This is a genomic window from Pedobacter glucosidilyticus (assembly GCF_002483235.1).
Taxonomy (GTDB): domain Bacteria; phylum Bacteroidota; class Bacteroidia; order Sphingobacteriales; family Sphingobacteriaceae; genus Pseudopedobacter; species Pseudopedobacter glucosidilyticum_B.
Genome location: NZ_DLHN01000024.1, coordinates 105,428 through 127,165, shown reverse-complemented (window position 1 = coordinate 127,165; position 21,738 = coordinate 105,428). Strand labels below are relative to the sequence as shown.

At 33.9% G+C, this 21,738-nt stretch carries 17 protein-coding genes; 10 read left to right on the top strand and 7 right to left on the bottom strand.

Going from position 1 to position 21,738, the window contains the following annotated elements:
* Window positions 1-108 precede the first annotated feature (108 nt).
* The 5 genes from B2745_RS09930 (at window position 109) to B2745_RS09910 (ending at window position 4,488) form a co-directional block, all read left to right on the top strand.
* Entirely contained in the window at window positions 109-933 is an 825-nt protein-coding gene (locus B2745_RS09930; RefSeq protein WP_026904069.1) for an SDR family oxidoreductase, read from the top strand.
* Between the two features lie 18 nt (window positions 934-951).
* Window positions 952-2,124 carry a mannonate dehydratase gene (uxuA, locus tag B2745_RS09925; protein ID WP_304065949.1) on the top strand — a complete coding sequence of 391 codons (1,173 nt, stop codon included), beginning with the start codon at window positions 952-954 and terminating at the stop codon, window positions 2,122-2,124.
* Window positions 2,125-2,242: 118 nt separating this feature from the next.
* Entirely contained in the window at window positions 2,243-2,869 is a 627-nt protein-coding gene (locus tag B2745_RS09920) for an ABC transporter ATP-binding protein (protein WP_304065946.1), read from the top strand.
* Between the two features lie 3 nt (window positions 2,870-2,872).
* Entirely contained in the window at window positions 2,873-4,045 is a 1,173-nt protein-coding gene (locus B2745_RS09915) for an ABC transporter permease (RefSeq protein WP_304065943.1), read from the top strand.
* Window positions 4,045-4,488 (top strand): hypothetical protein, encoded by a 444-nt coding sequence (locus B2745_RS09910; protein WP_304065940.1) that lies wholly within the window; start codon window positions 4,045-4,047, stop codon window positions 4,486-4,488. Before B2745_RS09915 ends, B2745_RS09910 begins: the two co-directional genes overlap by 1 nt.
* Window positions 4,489-4,499: 11 nt before the next feature.
* On the opposite strand, the gene B2745_RS09905 is transcribed toward B2745_RS09910, so the two are convergent.
* Window positions 4,500-5,576 (bottom strand): AI-2E family transporter, encoded by a 1,077-nt coding sequence (locus tag B2745_RS09905; RefSeq protein ID WP_304065937.1) that lies wholly within the window; start codon window positions 5,574-5,576, stop codon window positions 4,500-4,502.
* A gap of 74 nt (window positions 5,577-5,650) precedes the next feature.
* Between B2745_RS09905 and B2745_RS09900 the strand changes: the two genes are divergently transcribed.
* Window positions 5,651-6,325, top strand: a complete 675-nt coding sequence (locus B2745_RS09900; RefSeq protein WP_304065934.1) for a DUF2490 domain-containing protein — start codon at window positions 5,651-5,653, stop codon at window positions 6,323-6,325.
* 73 nt (window positions 6,326-6,398) lie between these two features.
* On the opposite strand, the gene B2745_RS09895 is transcribed toward B2745_RS09900, so the two are convergent.
* The 5 genes from B2745_RS09895 to lpdA form a co-directional block, all read right to left on the bottom strand.
* The gene (locus B2745_RS09895) at window positions 6,399-7,259 is read right to left on the bottom strand and encodes a sigma-70 family RNA polymerase sigma factor (protein WP_026904076.1); all 861 of its coding nucleotides are present in this window, start codon (window positions 7,257-7,259) and stop codon (window positions 6,399-6,401) included.
* A gap of 238 nt (window positions 7,260-7,497) precedes the next feature.
* The gene (locus B2745_RS09890) at window positions 7,498-8,106 is read right to left on the bottom strand and encodes a hypothetical protein (RefSeq protein ID WP_304065931.1); all 609 of its coding nucleotides are present in this window, start codon (window positions 8,104-8,106) and stop codon (window positions 7,498-7,500) included.
* A complete protein-coding gene (locus B2745_RS09885; protein WP_304065929.1) occupies window positions 8,087-8,893 on the bottom strand; it encodes a metallophosphoesterase family protein in 807 nt (268 codons plus the stop codon). The genes B2745_RS09890 and B2745_RS09885 overlap by 20 nt, the downstream gene beginning before the upstream one ends.
* Window positions 8,894-8,947: 54 nt before the next feature.
* Complete coding sequence (locus B2745_RS09880; protein WP_304065926.1) at window positions 8,948-9,802, bottom strand: MBL fold metallo-hydrolase; 855 nt, start codon at window positions 9,800-9,802, stop codon at window positions 8,948-8,950.
* 218 nt (window positions 9,803-10,020) lie between these two features.
* Window positions 10,021-11,409: a dihydrolipoyl dehydrogenase gene (gene lpdA / locus B2745_RS09875; RefSeq protein WP_304065923.1), complete on the bottom strand. Its 1,389-nt coding sequence runs from the start codon at window positions 11,407-11,409 to the stop codon at window positions 10,021-10,023.
* 211 nt (window positions 11,410-11,620) lie between these two features.
* Between lpdA and B2745_RS09870 the strand changes: the two genes are divergently transcribed.
* The 4 genes from B2745_RS09870 to B2745_RS09855 all read left to right on the top strand — a co-directional run bounded on the left by B2745_RS09870 (window position 11,621) and on the right by B2745_RS09855 (window position 20,669).
* Entirely contained in the window at window positions 11,621-14,941 is a 3,321-nt protein-coding gene (locus B2745_RS09870; RefSeq protein WP_304065920.1) for a TonB-dependent receptor, read from the top strand.
* Between the two features lie 36 nt (window positions 14,942-14,977).
* Entirely contained in the window at window positions 14,978-16,711 is a 1,734-nt protein-coding gene (locus tag B2745_RS09865) for a DUF4394 domain-containing protein (RefSeq protein WP_304065918.1), read from the top strand.
* Window positions 16,712-16,852: 141 nt separating this feature from the next.
* A complete protein-coding gene (locus B2745_RS09860; protein ID WP_304065917.1) occupies window positions 16,853-18,373 on the top strand; it encodes a DUF4394 domain-containing protein in 1,521 nt (506 codons plus the stop codon).
* A gap of 127 nt (window positions 18,374-18,500) precedes the next feature.
* Entirely contained in the window at window positions 18,501-20,669 is a 2,169-nt protein-coding gene (locus B2745_RS09855; RefSeq protein WP_304065915.1) for a S46 family peptidase, read from the top strand.
* 19 nt (window positions 20,670-20,688) lie between these two features.
* On the opposite strand, the gene B2745_RS09850 is transcribed toward B2745_RS09855, so the two are convergent.
* Window positions 20,689-21,735: an acyltransferase family protein gene (locus B2745_RS09850; protein ID WP_304065912.1), complete on the bottom strand. Its 1,047-nt coding sequence runs from the start codon at window positions 21,733-21,735 to the stop codon at window positions 20,689-20,691.
* Window positions 21,736-21,738 lie beyond the last annotated feature (3 nt).

Here is a 21,738-nt window from a genome sequence, read left to right as displayed (position 1 = left end):
TTCTTTGTATCAATTGCTTAATTTCAATTAATTAATGCCCAATTCATTTAATTTTATAATTTCGCATTCGTCAACTAAAAGACACAAAACCAATTTAATGATAATATGATGATGAACAAAAATAACCCTTTCTCTCTGGAAGGTAAGGTAATTATTGTAACCGGCGCAACAGGTGTTTTAGGCGAGTCTTTTGTAAACGCTATTGCAGAAGCGGGTGGTAGCGTTGCTATTTTAGGGAGAAATGAGGCTGTGGCAAAAGAAAGAGCAGAAGCTATTAAAGCTAAAGGTGGTAAAGCTATAGCTGTAGTTGCGGATGTTTTAAATGAAGAGAGCCTTTTAAAAGCAAAAGAACAAGTTTTAGCAGCCTTTGGTAAAATAGATGGTTTGGTAAACGGTGCTGGTGGTAATATGCCCGGTGCCGTGATAGACCCATCAGCAGATATTTTTAAGTTGGATATTCCAGCCTTAAAGCAAGTTTTAGATCTTAACCTTTTTGGAAGCGTTTTACCTACACAAGTTTTTGGTGCCGAGATAGCTAAAACCGGTAACGGTAGTATCGTTAACATATCTTCTATGGCTTCACAACGTGTTATTACCAAGGTTTTAGGTTATAGCATGGCAAAAACAGCGATAGATTCTTATACCAAATGGTTTGCAGTAGAACTGGCTAATCGTTATAAAGACCAAATCAGAATGAATGCTATTGCGCCAGGTTTCTTCTTAACAGAGCAAAACAGAACTTTACTAACCAAAGAAGATGGTAGCTATACAGATAGAGGAAATTTAGTTATTAAACAAACTCCGTATAAACGCTTTGGTAAAGCAGAAGAACTAGAAGGGGCTTTAATTTGGTTATTAAGTGATGCTTCTAAATTTGTAACAGGTACAATTGTTAATGTTGATGGTGGTTTTGCTACTTTCGGAGGGGTTTAATTTACATATTTAGTTTAAATGTCATATCAAATGTTGCCAACCATGCGTTGGTATGGTCCAAATGATCCGGTAAGCTTATCAGATATTCTACAAGCCGGATGCATGGGGGTTGTTACAGCACTTCATCATATTCCTAACGGACAAGTTTGGACAGTTGAAGAAATCAAAAAACGACAAGCAGAAGTACAACATGCTGGTTTAGTTTGGAACGTTGTAGAAAGCGTACCTGTATCAGAAGCTATCAAAACCCAAACCGGCGATTATTTATTGCATATAGAAAATTATAAGGAATCTCTTCAAAACTTAGCTGCTTGCGGTATTTATACGGTTACGTATAACTTTATGCCAGTTTTAGACTGGACACGTACAGATTTAGCTTTTACTGTTGCTGATGGTTCTAAAGCGCTACGATTTGAAAAAGCAGCTTTTATTGCTTTTGATTTATTTATCCTGAAAAGGAAAGGAGCAGAGCAAGATTACACAGCCGATGAAATTGCCAGAGCTAAAGAGCGTTTTGCTGCCATGAGTGATGCTGATAAAGCTTTGTTAGAAAGAAATATTATTGCTGGATTACCAGGTAGCGAAGAAAGCTTTACGGTAGAGAAATTCCAATTGGCATTAGACCAATACGCTGGTATTGATGCTGCTCAACTTCGTAAAAATTTAATTTTCTTCTTAAAGCAGGTTATCCCAGTTGCCGAGTCATGCGGTGTGAAAATGGTTATACACCCAGATGATCCACCTTACGCTATTTTAGGTTTACCACGTGTAGTAAGTACCGCTTCAGATATTCAAGCTTTGGCTGATGCTGTACCATCTTTAAGCAATGGTTTATGCTTTTGTACAGGTTCTTTTGGTGTAAGACCTGATAACGATTTACCAGCAATGGTTCGCCAGTTTGGAGAGCGTATCAACTTCCTACATTTAAGAAGCACCAGAAGAAATGAATTTGGTGATTTTTATGAGGATAATCACCTAGAGGGTGATGTAGATATGTATGCTGTAGTTGCAGAGCTTGTTCAATTAATGCAAAAAAGGCAAGTAAACATCCCGATGAGGCCAGATCACGGTCATCAAATGTTAGATGATTTAACTAAGAAAACCAATCCGGGTTATTCTGCTATTGGTCGCTTACGCGGATTAGCAGAACTTAGAGGATTAGAATTAGGGATTTCAAGAAGTATCTTATAAATCAAAAATGCCGGTTAAGCCGGCATTTTTTATGCGTTAAGCTTTTTGTTTTTCAACAAATAGATGATACTTCTAAGCCTTAAAAGTTGCTTATTTGTAAATTAAATAGCTAGATAGTATGATAACCTTAAGCGGAATAACTTATACTTATCCTAATACTAAAACCATCCATTTTAAAGATTTAACCATTAAATCTGATGAGCATTGCCTTGTTTTAGGTAATTCTGGTAGTGGTAAAACCACGCTACTAAATATCTTAACGGGTTTATTAAAGCCATCTTCTGGTACAGTTAACATCAATCAACAAGATTTGTATCAACTTAAAGGAAATGATTTAGACCAATGGCGAGCTAGACATTTGGGTATTGTTTTTCAAAAATCATATCTCATACCTAGTTTAACTGTTTCAGAAAATTTGCGGGTAGCACAAAAATTTGCCAAGCTTAAAGAAGATAAAAATCGCATCTTGGAAGTTTTAGAACAATTACAGATTAGCGATAGGCTAAACCATTATCCCAAACAATTAAGTATGGGACAATTGCAAAGAGTTTCTATTGCCAGGGCAGTTTTAAACAAGCCCAAATATATCATCGCAGACGAACCTACATCAAGTTTAGATGATGAAAATGCTAAAGCAGTTTTAGATCTTTTTCTAGCCCAGGCAGCTGCAAATCAGGCAGATTTAATTATCGCAACACATGATAAAAGAGTTAAAGATTGTTTCCCAAATACTTATCAAATTTAGGTTATGACGATTGTAGGGATAAGTATTAAAGCATTAAAAGCTAAAAAGCTATCATCTTTTTTGAGTGTATTGTTGGTAGCTTTTGGGATGGCTATCATCACTACACTCATCTTAGTATCTCATCAGCTAACGCAAAAATTAGAACGTAATGCAGCAAATGTTGATGCAGTTGTAGGTGCCAAAGGCAGTCCTTTACAATTGATATTAAGTAGCGTTTATTTTATTGATTTCCCAACGGGTAATATTCCTTTAAAGAACTTTGAGGAAATTAAGCGAAATAGAATGGTTAAAACGGCTGTACCTATTGCTTTGGGCGATAGTTATGAAGGTTATAGGATTGTAGGTACCGAGCCATCTTTTTTACAATTGCATCAATTACAAATAGCAGAAGGTAAACTTTGGAGTAAAAATTTTGAAATTGTTATTGGTGCCGATGTTGCCAAAGCTAAGAATTTAAAATTAGGGGCTCTTATTTACGGCTCACATGGTTTAACTACTGGGGCAGAAGTACATGAGGAACATCCCTACCGAGTAGTAGGTATTTTAAGCAAACAACATACTAGTGCCGACCAATTGGTGCTTACACCATTGTCTAGTATTTGGGGCATGCATCATCATGAAGAAATTGTTGAAGAAGAGCAAGATATTACCTCTATTTTAATCCAATATCGTTCTCCGGTATCAACCATTTTATTCCCTAAAATGATCAATGAGCAAACCAATTTACAGGCAGCATCGCCAGCTATAGAAAGCGCTCGTTTATTCTCTTTGGTAGGTATAGGCTTTGATGTTTTACATTATTTTGCCATTTTAATTATGGTTATTGCTGCTATTAGTGTTTTTATCACTTTATTCTCTTCACTTAAAGAGCGTAAGTATGATTTGGCTGTGCTACGCATCTTAGGCGCCTCAAAACAACAGCTTTTTACGATGATGCTGATAGAAGGTGTTATACTTACTTTTATTGGTGCTTTGTTAGGTTTAGCTGCTGGGCATATATTAGTAGAGGTTTTAGGTAGTTTAGATGGAGCATCACAAGTTTTATTTTCTGGCTATTTATTCTTAAATGATGAATTTTATGTTTTATGGGCTGGTATTGGATTGGGTATTATAGCTGCTATCATACCAGCTATACAAGTTTACCGTTATGATATTGCCAAAATTTTAAATAATTGATGAGAAGGGTTTTATTTTTATTGTTTTTTATTGGAGTAGCTACATACTCATCTGTTTTTGCACAAGCACCTAAACACATCCCTTTAATGAATAAATATTGGGATTTACTAAGTACCAGAACCATTAAGAAAAATGCTACAGGAAATTATGAACCATATTTTCCGCCACCTTTAATGGCGTTAAACGGAACAGTTATTACCTTACCGGGATATATCGTTCCTCTTAAAACTGCTGCTTTACACAAAACGTTTTTACTATCTGTTTTACCCATTATGCAATGTCAGTTTTGTGGCGAGGGTGATATCCCAGAAATGTTAGAGGTGATGATGGATACCCCAGTAAAATTCTCCAATAAGCCTATCACCATTAAAGGGAAATTAAAAATTAATGAAAATCCTGATGGTGCAACTTTTCAATTGTTAAATGGGGTTGTTGCTAAATAGCTTATGAAAATTTAAGTTTTCCCTAAATTCATGGGGCTTTCTTCTGGTTTATCATCACCTAGTAAAACGCCCCAATGTTTAAACATTTCTGAGCGATCAAAAATAATTTTAAGTACGGCAATAATAGGTAAGGCCAAAAACATACCTGATATACCAGCAAGCGTACCACCTATAATAACACCTAAAATAGCACTTAAAGCATTTATTTTGACTTTTGAGCCTACAATCTTCGGCATTAAAATATTATTATCTAAAAACTGTACAGCAGCAATAACAACCAGAACTGTTATTACTGGCCATAACTCTTCAGATGATGTTAGCGTAAGCAAAACACCAATGATGTTACCAAATAAGGCCCCTATATAGGGGATCAGATTTAAGAGCGCAAAAATAACCCCAATCAGTAAGGCGTGTTTAATGCCAATGAGCATTAAAATGCCACCTAGTAGAATAGTCATATAGGTTACTTGTATCAGTAAACCAATTAAATAACTTTTAATGATAGTTTCAGTTGCTTTAAGGCTTTCTTTCACTTTCTCATGGCTATCATTTCTAAACCACATGAAAATAAATCTTAGGAACAAGTTTTTATAAAACAGGAATAGATAAATATAAATAGGTAAAAGTCCAAAGAACAAGAAAAAACCAGAAACAGAGCCTACTGCGCCAGATAGGATATTACCGGCAGAGCTCAATAGTTTATTGCTTTGTTCATTAATAAAATCTATTTGTTCTTTAGATGAGATATTGAAGGTTTTATTAATCCAATAGCTTAAAGAGTTTAAATGGGTGTTTACATTTTGTTTAATCTGAGGGAAATCATCAACCAGAACAGCTATTTGAGAAGATAAAAACCAAATGAGTCCTGCAATAATAATTAGTAAAGTGATGATGGGGATGATGATAGCAATAATGTCTGGAAATTTATAGTTTTTGAAGAAACGATAAACTGGTAACAGCATAATGCTGATGAAAAAGGCCATCAATAAGGGCATAATAATATCGCTACCTAAAAAGATAACGGTCATGATGAGTACTAATCCTAAAAGCTCTATGGATCTTTTAACGGTTAAAGGAATATCTTTCATTTGTAAAATATAGCTATGGTTTAGGCCTAAATAAATTTGCTGATTGTAAATTGCAAATTTTTAGGATGATCTGGATGTTTTCAAAAAAAATAATTCTGTTTTATATATTTCTGTTTAGCAATGTTTATGCCGAAGCGCAACCTCTAGAAAACTGGATGAGTTTTAGAATAGCTAAAAAACTTACCTCTAAATTTGCTATGTCTGTAGAGTATATGCCTCGTTTTACTGGTTTTTTTAATCAAGAGCAGCTTTGGTTATTAAGGCCAGATGTTAAATACAATTTTAACAAAAGCTTAGAATTAGGTATTGGATACGCATATTTTGAGACATCCCAAGAAACTTTTTATAGCAAAGAAAATAGATTTTATATCCAAGCTAATTATAAAAGGAATTTAGGACCTTTTAATACTGTTAATAGGTTAAGAATTGAGCAAAGATATTTTGATGAACACGCTAACTTAAGCTCCAACTTAAGAGTTAGATTTCAGATTAATTTGGTAAAAAAATTATTAGAGCTTAATAAGCAAAATGATTTAAGCTTAATTTTTGGAGATGAAATCATGTATAACTCAAGAAATAATGCGGTGGGTTCTCATTTTGATCAGAATAGAATCCACATAGGGTTTCAGTTTTCTTTAAGAAAAGAGTTAAAAATTAGTCCGTTTTACCAATTTACCCAACAAGAGTCTTTTAGGGGGGAGGATAGGTTCATATCTGCATTGAGGGTAAATACCATTTACAGTTTTTAAAATTGGTTTGAAGCAAAAAAGACTGCCTTTTTTGGAGACAGTCTTTTTGAATGTTTATTCTTAAAAAAGATAGTTATCCTAAATAAGATTTTAAAATTTTACTTCTTGAAGTATGACGAAGTCTTTGTAAGGCTTTGTCTTTAATCTGACGAACACGTTCGCGAGTTAAGTTAAATTTCTCGCCAATTTCTTCTAAAGAAAGCGGATGGTTGGTGCTTAAACCAAAGAAAAGAACAATAATTTCTCTTTCTCTTTCTGTTAAAGTTGATAAAGAACGTTTGATTTCTTCAGATAAAGACTCATCTATTAACATGCTATCCGTATCTGGGTTATCGTTTTCCAGTACATCCAGAAGTGTATTTTCTTCACCTTGTACAAACGGCGCATCCATAGATACGTGACGACCAGAGTTACTTAGCGTATCTGAAATTTTGTCAACCGTAGTTTCTAAAATGTCAGCAAGTTCTTCTGGAGATGGCTCTCTTTCATATTCTTGTTCTAGTTTTGAGAACGCTTTACTAATCTTACTTAAAGAACCTACCTGGTTAAGCGGCAAACGTACAATACGTGATTGCTCTGCAATAGCTTGTAAGATTGATTGGCGAATCCACCAAACTGCATAAGAAATGAATTTGAAACCTTTAGTCTCATCAAATCTTTTTGCGGCTTTAATTAAGCCTAAATTACCCTCGTTTATAAGGTCGCCAAGGGTAAGACCTTGATTTTGGTATTGTTTTGCTACGGAAACAACGAAACGTAAATTTGTCTTTGTAAGACGTTCTAGGGCTGCTTGGTCGCCCTCTCTGATTTTTTGTGCGAGGATTACTTCCTCTTCTGCTGTAATTAGATCAACTTTTCCGATTTCGTGAAGATATTTATCTAATGATTGTGATTCACGATTGGTAATGGATTGCGTAATCTTGAGTTGTCTCATCTATTTATTGTATATGCTCTATTTTTCTGAATAACGAAAGCTTGCAAAGCTAATAAAACTTTGTCTGATTTAACGTTAATTGTGTGAAAATGTTGGAGTTATTTTAGAAAAATTTTCATTAATTATTTAAATCGTTTACCACAAAAATCATTCCATCTGTACTTTATTGTCAGATAGTGAAGAGGTTGTTTTTGATTGTAAAATGTTGATAAATAAAAACTTAAGGGCAATTAATTACTTAAAAATAAATTCTACTGCCAAAACCTAGTTTAAAAATGTCATGAAGCTTTAAGTATGTTGAATTTTGAAATAAGCTAACAAAATAAAGTTCATTTGTATTGAACTCACTATAAAAACTTAATTTCTTGATACCTATTGACTTGAGTTTTTTCTCCGATTTTAAGCTTAGCTCTGTACTTAACGATAGGTGTGGCCTAAAAGCTGTTGACCACCAATAATAGCCTTTTGGATAGTTATTATCATCCCATGTCGAATCAAAATTACTACCTGCATGATAAGATAAAAAGAAGCCTGGATTTAGTGGGCTTAGGGTAGTATGCTGATTGATTTTAACATGAAATGGGCGATAAGCAAATTTTGCTGTTACAATATGTAGGCTGCCTCCTTTTGAAGCAGGTACATGACCATAATGTATATCTAATGTGCTATTACCACTTTTATTTAAGTTATAACCAACTCCTGCACTTAAATACCCTATACTTCCTGCGTATTGCGTAATTACAGATTTTGGTATTAACCAATGTTTGGTTTGCATCGTATCTTGTTGAGCTGTAGCTACTTTTGCTAATAAGAAAACGATAATTATATTAATACTTAATATTCTCATATTTAATAAGTTTACCGTTTGCGATTTCCACATACAAAAACTCTCGGTTTACAACAGCTTCGGATACAATAAAGGGAATACTTCCTTCGAAAGGGAAATAAGCCGCATTATCGTTTTCATGAGAATGTAGAGAAACAATAGTTTTTGGGTTGCTATTTAATAATTCTTCGTATGGTGTTCTTAAATTCATGTCAAAATCTCCTGACCTTGGTGGGATATGGGCTACAGATACAATTCCTTCAACATCATCTGTATTTTGTAGCTCTTTTCTTATCCAGTTTAAGTCTGGTACTTTTCCATTAAAATTATATTCTCTGCTATTAGTGTCATGACAAATAAATTTGATGCCTTTATAGGTAAAACTGAAATTAAAATCGCCAAACATTCTCTGATAAACCAATACACCATTGGCAATCAAATCATGATTGCCTACAACTCCGATATAAGGGACTTTTAATTGCTTGAAAATATCATAAATCCATTCTTTCTCTTGTAAGAGGCCAAAATCAGAAATATCTCCATTAATGATTAGAAAATCTAGGTTTGGGATGTTATTGGCTTCCTTTACTAAATCAACAGCTTGGTCATAAGCTCTTTGAGTGTCTCCACTAAGTATAAATCTTAGTGTATCTGAGGTAACTGGTTTTTGATAAAGTAATGCTAGGTTTTTATGATTTAAATTTGTGGGGCTATTTTTATTAAAAGCTTGATTAGGGCTAAATTCTATATTATCACAAGCACTTAAAATTGTTGTAAAAAAGAGGAATATGAATAAGTATTTCGGCATATATTTTTTAGGTTTTACAATCCCAAAAATATTGCCATTAAATGCTTGTTTTGTTTAAATGACGTTTTGTTGATAATCTTTTAAATGGAAGGTGTTTTTTAATCTTATTCCTTTATCTGTCATCTGTAAAGTACAACATTCATGAATAGGGTCATGTTCTAAAATTAGGATATAATTGTTTTTTTCTGCTAATTCTAGGATTCTTTTTTTCTCTTCCAGGGTTTTTAAAGGAAACATATCATAAGCCATCACATAGGGTAGTGGAATATGCCCTACGGAAGGAAGTAAATCTGCCATATATAAAAATGTTTTACCATCAATGGTAATTTCTGGGAGCATCATAGCATCCGTATGACCAAAGGCAAAGCGTATTTTTATATTTTCTGAAAAAACGTAACCATCTTCTACGGGTATGAATTTTAGTTGTCCGCTTTCTTGTATGGGTAAGATATTTTCTTTTAGAAAAGATGCTTTTTCTCTCGCATTAGGTAAGACAGCCCATTCCCAATGTTGTTGATTGCTCCAATAAGTTGCATTTTTAAATGCTGGAACTAGATGATTGTCTTTTTTAATGATAGAACCCCCGCAATGGTCGAAATGTAAGTGTGTTAAAATAACATCTGTAATATCATCTTTACTGTAACCAAGTTTTGCCAGCGAGCTTTCTAGAGTAGCATCGCCATGTAAATGATAATGACTTAAAAATTTTTCATCTTGTTTATCTCCAATACCGTTATCAACTAAAATGAGTCTATCACCATCTTCAATCAATAAACAACGCATAGCCCAAGTGCATAGGTTGTTTTCATCTGCTGGGTTGGTTTTATTCCAAATGACTTTAGGTACAACACCAAACATAGCACCACCGTCTAATTTAAAAAAACCGGTATCTATTGAGTGAAGTTTCATGGTAGTTGGTTTGTTAGTTATTAGATGGTTAGTTATTAGTTAGTTAGTTTGTTAGGGCTTACTGAGATTTTAGTTGGTTAGTTATTAGTTGGTTGGTTTGTTAGGGCTTATCGAGATTTTAGTTGGTTAGTTATTAGTTGGTTGGTTTGTTAGGGCTTACAAGTGGATTAGTATAAATCAACTAACTATCTAACAAACCAACCATCTAACAAACTCATTTATAAATGAATCACTTCTCCGTAAGCATCTGCAGCGGCTTCCATAATGGCTTCGCTCATGGTAGGGTGTGGGTGTACAGATTTGATGATTTCCATACCTGTAGTTTCTAGTTTTCTAGCTACTACAACTTCGGCAATCATTTCGGTAACGTTAGTTCCTATCATGTGTGCGCCAAGGAACTCGCCATACTTAGCATCAAAAATAACTTTAACAAAACCATCTTTAGCACCAGCTGCACTTGCTTTTCCTGAGGCAGAGAATGGGAATTTACCTACTTTAATTTCGTAACCTGCTTCTTTAGCTTTTTTCTCGGTATAACCAACCGAAGCAATTTCTGGAGAGCAGTACGTACATCCTGGGATGTTGTTATAGTCTAGAGGCTCTGGGTGATGACCAGCAATTTTCTCAACGCAAATAATACCTTCTGCGGAAGCAACGTGTGCTAAAGCTTGACCCATTACGATATCGCCTATAGCATAAACACCTTCTATATTGGTTTTGTAAAATTTATCTACTAAAACTTTTCCTTTATCGGTTTTAACACCAACTTCTTCTAATCCAATTCCTTCTATATTGGTGGTTACACCAACAGCAGATAAAACAACTTCAGCTTCTATTTCTTTAACTCCGCTTTCTGTTTTAATGGAAACTTTGCAAAGTTCTCCGCTGGTATTAACAGCTTCAACAGAAGATTTGGTCATGATTTCTATACCCACTTTTTTGAAAGAACGAGCTAATTGTTTTGATATCTCCTCATCTTCAACTGGCACAATATTATCCATAAACTCAACAATGGTAACTTTGGTTCCCATGGTTGCATAAAAATAGGCAAACTCAACACCAATAGCGCCAGAACCTACAACTACTAAGCTTTTAGGTAATTTTGGAAGTACCATAGCATCGCGGTAGCCAATGATTTTTTTGCCGTCTTGTTTTAAGTTTGGAAGTTCTCTAGAACGGCCACCTGTTGCTAAAATAGTATGTTTTGCAGTATATTCTTTAACAGAACCATCAGCTGCTTTAACTTCTACTTTACCACCTTTTTTAATTTTACCTAATCCCATGATGACATCAATTTTATTTTTCTTCATCAGGAACTGGATTCCTTTGCTCATGCCATCTGCTACGCCACGACTTCTTTTTATAACGGCTTCAAAATCAGCCTCGGCACCGTTTACTTTAATACCATAATCAGCAGCATGGTTGATATATTCAAAAACCTGAGCACTTTTCAACAAAGCTTTTGTTGGTATACATCCCCAGTTTAGGCAAATTCCACCTAAAGATTCTTTTTCTATAATAGCTGTTTTTAGGCCTAGTTGTGCAGCTCTGATTGCAGCAACATAACCACCCGGACCGCTACCAATAACAATAAGATCGTAGTTCATATCTATTTAAATTTGGCTTCGAATTTAAGAAAATAATCTAAAAGGGGAGATAAGTATTCACATCCAAACGCATTTAGCTTTATTTAAGATGTGATATTTGTAAAATGTTAATAAATTCTTTGTGGATTTAACATTAATTTAATGTAAATGTTAATGCAATGTGATTTCTTCAACTTATCTTTGTTGACAATTAACACTAACTTATTAATTTATGAAGAAGTATTTACTAACACTAAATTACTTGTTTGTTCTGATGCTGGCAGTTACGTCTGTGGCTTATGGGCAAATTACGACAAGTAGTATGACTGGAACGGTGCGAGACTCTAAAGAAACTATTATTGGAGGTACTGTAAAAGCAACACACTTACCAACAGGTACGGTTTATGCAACTACTACCAATGCAGACGGTAGATTTTCCCTTCTAAACATGAGACCGGGCGGTCCTTACACAGTTCAAGTAACTTATGTAGGTTATCAAGCAAAAACTTCAAGTAATATTTTCTTAACTCTAGGAGAACCGTTTGTCTTAAATATTACTTTATCACAAGCGAGTACAGAATTAAGTGAAATAGTTGTAACTGCCGGTGGTAACTCAATTTTAAGTTCAGACAGATCAGGCTCTGTTACAAATATTGGTACAGCACAAATTAATGAAATTCCTTCAATTAATAGAGGTATTAACAATTTAACCAGAGTAACTCCACAAGCACAAGGTAATAGTATTGGTGGGGGTAACTATCGTCAAAATAATATCACAGTTGATGGCGCTAATTTTAACAATAGTTTTGGTATAGGAACTAATTTACCTGGAGGTCAAGCAAATCCAATTGTACTAGACGCTTTAGGTGAAATTTCTGTTAACGTTACGCCTGTAGATGTTAGGCAATCTGGTTTTATAGGTGGGGCAGTTAATGCTACAACACGTTCTGGAACAAATGAATTTTCTGGTTCTGCTTATACTTATTTTAGAAATCAAAATAATGTAGGTACAAGAGTGGGGGGATATGATGAATTAATACCAAATCCTAATGATGTAAAAATTTACGGATTTAGACTTGGTGGTCCTATTATCAAAAACAAGTTATTCTTCTTTGCCAGTGTTGAATCTGATAAGCAATCTAGACCTGGTCAAAATAGATTAGCTTCTGTTGACCCATCTGATTTTGGAGTTAACCCAAGAGCTAATAGACCAACAAGAGCTGAGCTAGATGAAATAAGCCAATATTTAAGAGATACTTATGGTTACGAAACTGGTGGATACGATGGTTATGGTTTCGAAAGTGAGCGTTTAAACTTATTAGGTAGATTAGATTGGAATATCAATAAAGATCATAAGTTTACACTCCGTTATTCTCAGCTAGAAAGTAAAAGTCCATCTTTCTTGAGTAATTCTACAAACCCTTTTATTGGTAGCCCTTATCCTGTAAATGGTTCAAGAACAGATAATAATGCTTTAGCTTTCGAAAATTCAAATTATTTTACTGATAATAATTATTATTCATTAGTAGCAGAATTAAACTCTACTTTTGGTGGAGGTAGATTTTCTAATACTTTAAGAGCTTCATACTCTAACCAAAACGAACCAAGAACTTCAAATAGTTCTTTATTTCCTTTCGTTGACATTTTAAAAGACGGAAGACCTTTCACTTCTTTTGGATACGAGCCTTTTAGTTTTGGTAACTTAAGAGACGTAGAATCTTACAATGTTATAGATTATGTACAGACTACAATAGGGAGACATAATTTATTAGGAGGTATAGAGTTTGAAACAAGTACAACACAAAACGGTTTCCAACGTTTCGCAACTAGCTACTATATTTTTAATTCTTTTGATGATTTTAGAAATAATGCAGATCCAATTGGTTATGCAAAAACCTTTTCTTTAACTCCTGGATACGCTCAGGCTTTTCCAACTTTTAAAGATTCTAAGTATTCTTTATACGCACAAGATGACTTTACCGTAAATGATAGATTACGTTTATCTTTTGGTATTAGAGGAGATTTATACACTTATAAACAAGATTTATTAAGCCATCCATTACTAACACCATTAACGTTTGCTAACGGCGAAAAGTTAGACACAGGTGTTTTACCAAGTTCTGCTTTATTAGTATCACCAAGGTTTGGTTTTAATTATGATGTAAAAGGTGATAGAACTTTACAATTTAGAGGCGCAGTAGGTGTTTACTCTGGTGGTATTCCTAAAGTTTGGATTGTTAGCCAGGCAGGAGATTCTGGGTTACTTCAGTTTTCTGAAGTATTGCAAAATAATTTTAACCCTATACCAAATAGAAAATTTAATCCTGATATTAATGCTTATTTACCTGCTACACAACCTACACCAGGTCAAGCATTACCAAACGCAATATCTTTGTTAACACCAAATGTAAAAGCACCGCAAGCTTTTAAAACTAGTTTAGCTATGGATGTTAAGTTACCATTTGGTTTAATAGGTACTTTAGAGGGTATTTACAATTATGATATTAATCAGGTTTTCTTTAGAAATCCAAATTTAGATCCAACTAAAGCTGCCCCACTAAATACTGCTGGTTATCCTGACAATAGAATTATTTATCCTAATTCAAATACAGATAAGTATATCAATAAATTAAGCGGTGCTGGTTTGCCAAGTACAACGGAATCAGGAGCATTAAATACCTATGTTTTAGATAATGCAAGTGGAGGTTATAATTATTCTATTACTGCTAGAATAGAGAAACAATTTAGTAAAGGTTTTTCTTCATTTATAGCTTATACAAGACAAGAGGGTAAAAACTATTTTGATGGAGGTGGTGATCAACCTTCTGGATCTTGGTTAAATAATCCAACTATTAATGGCTCTAATAGTAAAGAGTTAGGGTATAATGGTTTTGTACCTGATAGAGTAGTTGCGGGCATTACTTACAAAAAGGAGTATTTACGCAATTTAGGAACAACAATCTCTTTAATTTATGAAGGCTCAAGCCAAGGTAGGGTTTCATATACCTATTCTCTGGATATGAACAGAGATGGCGCTAATGCCGACTTAATTTATGTTCCAAGAAATCCTAGTGAAATTACCTTTACTCCTTTTACAGCTGGTACTGGACCTAACGCAATCACTTATACTGCGCAACAACAAAGTGATTTGTTCTTTAGATTAATTGAGCAAGATAAATACTTAAATTCTAGAAGAGGTAAATATGCAGAGCGTAATGGTGGTTTATTACCATGGGTTAATAATGTAGATTTAAACTTGTTTCAAGATTTATTTGTTAATGTAGGTAAAAAGAAAAATACGTTACAATTTAATGTTACAGTAGAAAACTTTGGTAATTTAATTAACAGAAACTGGGGTGTACGCTATTTCTTAGTTAGAAACCAGTTATTAGTTCCTACTAATTTAGCAGCACTTGATGCAAATGGAGCAACAAGACCTACTTTTAGATTACAATTTGATGGAAATGCACCATCTCCAACAATTTTGAGAGATAATGTTGGCTTTGCATCAACATATAGTATGCAATTTGGGTTAAGGTATATATTTAATTAATATATCTATTTGTTAATTAACAATAATAAAATAAAGATGAAACTGATAAATTTAGATATAAAAATACTGGGGCTTTTCGCCTTATTCATCAGTTCTATAACTTCTTGTAAGCAAGAAGAAGAACTATCAATTAATCCAAGTGGGGTTAGACCAAATATTGCTTTTGTTGGTTTAACCAATACGAATGCCACAACTAGTCCGGCTGGACAGTTAATAAGATATAATGCAAATAATGTTAATCAGGTTGTTGGAGCTGCTGTAAATATTACTGGAGTTCAAACAGGTGAAAGCATCATTGCAATAGATTATCGTCCGGCTACAGGGATGCTTTATGGTATAAGTAACCAAAGTAGGTTATATATTTTAAATCCACTAAATGGAAATTCTAGAGCAGTAAATTCAACGCCTTTTGCTCCTGCATTACCTACTACAGCAGGTATAGTAGCAGGTTTTGATTTTGATCCAACATTAGACATTATAAGACTAATTACTAAGACTGGTCAGAATTATAGATTAAATCCTAATGATGGAAGTATATTAGCAACCGATGGTGCAATTAGTGGTGTTTCTGATGCTGTATTGGCGGAAGCTGCTTACACTAATAATTTAAATGGAGCCGCTACAACTGAGTTATATAATTTGGATTTAATTAATGCAAGGTTGTATAAACAAGTACCAAATACTGGTGCTTTAACAACGGTTGGTTCTCTAGGTGTAAGACCTATTACAATTAATACTAATTCTACATTTTCTACTGCCTACAATAACAATATTACCAACTTTAGAAATTCTGCTCTAGCAGGCTTTGATATTGCTCCAACTGGAGAGGCACTAGCTGTATTTACTAATTTAAACGGAGCTGCTCCTGCTATACCAGTAGGTGGTATTTCTGCTGGTCCTCCTGCTAATCCTTCCTCCGCAGTTAATGCTGTTCTAGGTAATCCAACCCTATTTCAAATAGACTTGGCTACCGGCAAAACAATTGATTTAGGAGTAATTCCTCTTCCCGCACCAAATAACGCACTTGCAGCAACAGCTTTAATAGGTATAGCAATAGCTCCAGCTCCGGTTGGCTATGCTATAGATGATGCTAATAATAACCTTTTAATATTTAATTTAACTAAACCAGAACCTGTGTCAAAAACTATTACTGGCTTACAAGCAAGTGAAACCATTGTAGGTTTAGATTTTAGACCATTGAATGGGCAACTATATGGCTTAGGTAGTTCTAGTAGAATTTATGTAATTAATCCAGCTACTGGTGTTGCTACAGCTGTAGGTGTTTTACCGTTAGTTCCATTATTATCAGGTACTTCTTTTGGATTTGATTTTATTCCTAATGCTGATTTAATAAGAATAGTTAGCAATACAGGTCAAAATTTAAGAGTAAACCCTACAACAGGGCTAGTATCAAATATTGATGCTACTATAAATGGATCTAATAGTGTAACATTCTCTGCAACAGCGTATAATAATAATCTTGTTCCTTCTACCAATCCTGTTTTCTTCTTGATGAATACAGCTACTGATAGTTTGTATAGAATTAACGATGCGGCAAATGGAAGAGTAACAAGAGTAGGGAAATTAAATGTAACTGCTGATGCTGCTAATGGTTTTGATGTTGGTGCTGTAAGTAATACTGCGTATGCTATTCTTACCAAAGGAACAGAAACTAGGATTTATACTATTAATACATCTTTAGGTTCTGCTACACCAGGATTAGTTTTCCCAAGAAAAGTTAGAGCCTTTACGGTAGGTTTAGGGTTCTAAAATAAAATCTATTTTGCATAAATATTAGCCACTAGCTATTGCTGGTGGCTTTTTTATTTATAAATCTTTTAAAAAAATCCATATTCATTATAACCTCGTAAATAGTTCTAAAAATTAGTAAATAACCTTAAAAGAACTATTATGACAACAACAGTTAACTATCCAACAGCTAAGCTTAAACTACTTTGCTTTTTAATTATAGCTACGCTATTTGCTGCTTGTAAAAAAGATGATGATGGTATCAGAAAGCCAGATGTATTTTTTTACGCTTTAAGCAGCAATAACCAATTGGTACAATATAATGCCAATAATACCCAAATGCCTGTTGGCAATACCCTAACAATTTCTGGTTTACAAGCTTCAGAAACTATTTTAGCTATAGATTTTAGACCTGCAACTGGTCAGCTTTATGGTTTGGGTAGTTCTAGCAGAATTTATGCTATTAATTTAAATACAGGTACCGCAACAGCTATTGGAGCTGGTGCTTTTTCTCCGGCAATAGCAGGTAATGTATTAGGTTTTGATTTTAATCCAACTGTAGATAGGATTAGGTTAGTAACTTCCACCGGGCAGAATTTACGTTTACATCCAGAAACTGGAGTAGTTGCAGCGGTAGATGGTAATATCAATGGTATAAATGGTGTGGCTATTTCATCATCTGCCTACACAAATAATAAAGCTGGGGCTACTTCAACTACTTTATTTAATATAGATGTAGTAACTCAGAAATTATATAAGCAAGACCCACCTAATGATGGTACTTTAGTTGAAGTAGGGTCTTTAGGTATTCCAGCTTCTTCAGGAAATTCTGGTTTCGATATTTCGCCAGAAGGAATTGCTTTGGCAAGCATAGCCAATGGTTCTAGTACTACCCTATATCAGGTTGATGTAAATACAGGTACAACTATTAATCTTGGAAATTTAGCCAATAATGCTGTAGGCATTGCTATACCTACAGAGCCTGTTGCTTATGCGGTTGATGATACAAATAACCTTCTGATTTTTAATCCTGCTAATCCAAACTTAATCACTAAGGCTATAACAGGCTTGGGTAGTGGAGAAAATATTGTAGGGATAGATTTTCGTCCGGCTAATGGGCAGTTGTATGCATTAAGTAGTGGAAGTAGGTTATATACCATTAATCTGGCAAGTGGAGCTGCTGCTGCAGTTGGTTTGCCACCTTTATTGCCTTACTTATCAGGGACATCATTTGGCTTTGATTTTAATCCAACAGTAGACAGAATAAGAGTAGTTAGTAATACCGGACAGAACTTACGTCTTAACCCTAATGATGGTGCGCTTGCTGCAACAGATGGTGCGCTTAATCCAGGATCTCCAACAGTAAGTGCTGCTGCTTATACCAATAATTTTGCTGGGGCTACCAGTACAGTGCTGTTTGATATTGATGTTAATAGTGATAGATTATTTACACAAATTCCGCCAAATGATGGAACTTTGGTTGGTGTTGGTATGGGCTTGGGGGTAAATGTAGATGCCGCTAACGGGTTTGATATTGGCGGAACATCTGGTGTTGGATACGCTATACTAACATCAAGTAATGTAACTAAACTTTATTTGATAAACTTAAACAGCGGAACTGCAACTGCTATTGCTGATTTTCCTAAACAAGTACGTGGTTTTGCTTTAGGTTTAGGATTCTAGCTTTTATTTTAATTTAATGGTTGGCCATCAGGATATTATTCTGATGGCTTTTTTGTTTTGTAACAATTGCATGAAAAAAAACACAATCTTGTTTTTAACGTTAATTTTGAATCATAACACTAGTAAAATGAAGAAAATCAAATTATTTGCAGTTTTATCGCTTGCTTTTTTATTACTTCTGGGTAATCTAGCTAAAGCTGATGAAGGGATGTGGATTCCGATGCTGATTGGTAAAAATTATGATCAGATGAAAAAACAGGGTTTTAAATTAACACCTGAGGACCTATATAGTATAAATAAAGCCAGTTTAAAAGATGCAATTGTTTCCTTTGGTGGTTTTTGTACCGGAGAAATTGTTTCTAAAAACGGGTTGATATTTACCAATCACCATTGCGGTTACGATGCCATCACTTCAAAATCAACACCACAAGATAATATTCTGGATAATGGTTTTTATGCTAAAAACTATGGCGAGGAGAAACCAATTCCAGGTCTTTTTGTAAACTTTTTAGTGAAAATGGAAGACGTTACCCAAAAGGTAATGGATGCGACTAAGGGCTTGTCTGATAAAGAAAAAGCTACAAAAATTATGGAAGTGGGTAAAAGTTTAGCGGCAGAAGCTACTAAAGGAACCAATTATGAAGCTTTTGTAAGGGATTTTTACAAAGGCAACCAGTATTTCCTTTATATTTTTGAGAAATTTAATGATATCAGATTGGTGGGTACACCACCACAATCTATTGGCAAATTTGGTGGCGATACAGATAACTGGGAATGGCCACGTCATACAGGAGATTTTTCAGTTTTTAGAGTTTATGCAGATAAGGATAATAAACCAGCAGCTTATGCTGCCGATAATAAACCATATACGCCTAAAAAATATCTACCTATCTCTATTAAAGGTATAGAAAATGGTGATTTTGCTATGGTTTATGGTTTCCCTGGAAGAACAGACAGATTTTTAACATCTCATGGCGTAAAACTAGCTACCGAATATGTTTCTCCTGAAATAGTAAAATTAAGAGATATACGCTTAAAAGCATGGAAAGAGGAAATGGACAAAGATGTAGCTTTTAGACTAAAAATTTCCTCTCAATATGCTCGTATTGCCAATTATTGGAAATATTTTATTGGCCAAACAGAACAGTTAAAAAGGTTAAAAATTTACGATAAAAAACAACAAGAAGAAGCTAGTTTTACTACTTGGGCAGCCAATACACCAGAATACGCTTCTTTAATGCAAAAGTACAGCGATACCTATAAAGCGTATGAAGCCTATGCTGTACATAGAACTTTTATTAATGAAGGTTTTATGGCTTCAGAATGGGTAAAAATAGGTATGCAATTAGGTCCAATTGTTAATGCTTTAGAAAGAGCAAAAAATAATCCCGAGGCTTTAAAGAGTATTAAAGATAGGGTAGAGGAAACAGTGAGTGCTTACGAAGCAGTTTATAACGAATCTGCGGATAAGAAGATATTTGCACAAATATTGAACGCTTTTTATACCGATGTTCCAAAAAATCAACATCCACAATTTATCACGCTAATTGTAGAGAAATATTGGGATGGCTCGCCAGAAGCTACATTTAAAAAGTTTGCTAACGAGGTTTGGGAAAAATCTTTGATTGTTAAACCAGAATCTTTAAGAGCTTTTTTAAATAATCCAGATTTAAAAGCTTTAGAGAAAGATCCAGGATATCAATATGCTAAAAATTTAATTCCATCAGAATATATTAAAACTAATTTTGGAAGTATCATTACTGAGTTTGAAGAAAGTAAAGCTAAACTAGATCATTTGTATCTTCAAGCCCTATTAAAGAAAAATGAGGGCAAACTCATGTTTCCTGATGCAAACTCAACCATGAGGATTTCATACGGTAATGTCCAAAATTATTCTCCTAAGGATGGTATCTTATATCAAACCACAACTTCTATAGATGGGATGATGCAAAAGTACGTTCCCGGCGATGATGAGTTTGATTTACCACAGAATTTAATAGATGCTTACAATGCTAAGAACTTTGGAAGATATGGTAAAAACGGATCTTTAACAGTTGGTTTCATTAGTAATAATGATATTACTGGTGGTAACTCGGGTTCTCCGGTAATTAATGGTAAGGGAGAGCTTATTGGATTGGCATTTGATGGTAATTGGGAAGCCATGAGTGGCGATATCGCTTTTGACAAAAACTATAAACGTACCATAAATGTGGATGTAAGATTTGTTTTATGGTGTATTGATGTACTTGGCGGTGCAAAAAATATCATTGATGAATTAGATATTAGGACTAAATAATAATGGTTAAAGCACATTATTAATTAATGGTGTGCTTTAATTTTAAATATCTTCTTTCTACAAAGAACCACGATAAATAGCCTAGCAAGAATGAAGCGAAATAAATAGACAAAATATATTTTGAGGATATATTTAGTTGAAGAAATAGATTGATAATTAAACAATGATATAAATAAGTCCCATAAGAGATATCTGTGTCGCCAATTAGTTTAAAGCTTAGTGACTTATAAGAAAAGGCTAAAGAAAATAGCGTTGAAACTAATAGAATTAAATATAAAAAGCTAGTAAACTCAAATTGATACCTTCTGATAGGTATATCATGATAAGTTATTAAAATTATAACTAGAGTAAGTCCTACTATCCAAAACGAGAACTTTTCTTCAAGTAAATTTCTTAGCTTATCAATATTTATCCATATTAATATTCCGATTCCAAAGAAAGAGAAGTTATAAAAAATGCTATTAAATATTAGTTTATAAAGAATACTCTCATGTTCTAAATATTCATTTGAATAATAGTTTATAAAAGATGAAAGAAGTATTAAACTAGCGATAATAAGCGTTTTAAATTGTTTTGTCTTCTTTTTCCACTTTAAGGCATATCCTATAATACAAAATAAAATATAGAACTGAATTTCTACACTGATAGTCCATAATGCCCCGTTTGGATGACCTAAACCAAATCTCTTAATACTTTCAGGAACAAAAAACTGAAATAGCGTAAGTTGACAAGCTAAATATTTTATAAAATCGAAATTGAAGGCTATTAATCCGAAAAAATAAAGAATTACAGTAGTTATGATAATATTAACAGCTAATCCAGGATAAATCCTTAAAAATCTTTTTTTTATGAAAGAATTAACATTATTTATTTCAAACGATCTAGTAATTAAAAAGCCGCTTATTGAAAAGAAGATAATGACACCGGGAAAGAGCCACCAAATTTTGTAGAAAAGGTTATTAAACCAAATGTTATAAAAATCTAGGCTATGAAGTACTAAAACTTGAATACAAGCAAATAATCTAATGAGATTAAAATTATTTGCTTGGTTATTCAATAAATCCATTTA

Coding starts and splice junctions, on each gene's coding strand:
- B2745_RS09900 (WP_304065934.1), top strand. CDS start 5,651: ATGTTTTCAAAAAAAATAATTCTGTTTTATATATTTCTGTTTAGCAAT.
- B2745_RS09930 (WP_026904069.1), top strand. CDS start 109: ATGATGAACAAAAATAACCCTTTCTCTCTGGAAGGTAAGGTAATTATT.
- B2745_RS09855 (WP_304065915.1), top strand. CDS start 18,501: ATGAAGAAAATCAAATTATTTGCAGTTTTATCGCTTGCTTTTTTATTA.
- B2745_RS09860 (WP_304065917.1), top strand. CDS start 16,853: ATGACAACAACAGTTAACTATCCAACAGCTAAGCTTAAACTACTTTGC.
- B2745_RS09865 (WP_304065918.1), top strand. CDS start 14,978: ATGAAACTGATAAATTTAGATATAAAAATACTGGGGCTTTTCGCCTTA.
- B2745_RS09910 (WP_304065940.1), top strand. CDS start 4,045: ATGAGAAGGGTTTTATTTTTATTGTTTTTTATTGGAGTAGCTACATAC.
- B2745_RS09920 (WP_304065946.1), top strand. CDS start 2,243: ATGATAACCTTAAGCGGAATAACTTATACTTATCCTAATACTAAAACC.
- B2745_RS09880 (WP_304065926.1), bottom strand. CDS start 9,802: ATGAAACTTCACTCAATAGATACCGGTTTTTTTAAATTAGACGGTGGT.
- B2745_RS09895 (WP_026904076.1), bottom strand. CDS start 7,259: ATGAGACAACTCAAGATTACGCAATCCATTACCAATCGTGAATCACAA.
- lpdA (WP_304065923.1), bottom strand. CDS start 11,409: ATGAACTACGATCTTATTGTTATTGGTAGCGGTCCGGGTGGTTATGTT.
- B2745_RS09905 (WP_304065937.1), bottom strand. CDS start 5,576: ATGAAAGATATTCCTTTAACCGTTAAAAGATCCATAGAGCTTTTAGGA.
- uxuA (WP_304065949.1), top strand. CDS start 952: ATGTCATATCAAATGTTGCCAACCATGCGTTGGTATGGTCCAAATGAT.
- B2745_RS09885 (WP_304065929.1), bottom strand. CDS start 8,893: ATGCCGAAATACTTATTCATATTCCTCTTTTTTACAACAATTTTAAGT.
- B2745_RS09870 (WP_304065920.1), top strand. CDS start 11,621: ATGAAGAAGTATTTACTAACACTAAATTACTTGTTTGTTCTGATGCTG.
- B2745_RS09890 (WP_304065931.1), bottom strand. CDS start 8,106: ATGAGAATATTAAGTATTAATATAATTATCGTTTTCTTATTAGCAAAA.
- B2745_RS09850 (WP_304065912.1), bottom strand. CDS start 21,735: ATGGATTTATTGAATAACCAAGCAAATAATTTTAATCTCATTAGATTA.
- B2745_RS09915 (WP_304065943.1), top strand. CDS start 2,873: ATGACGATTGTAGGGATAAGTATTAAAGCATTAAAAGCTAAAAAGCTA.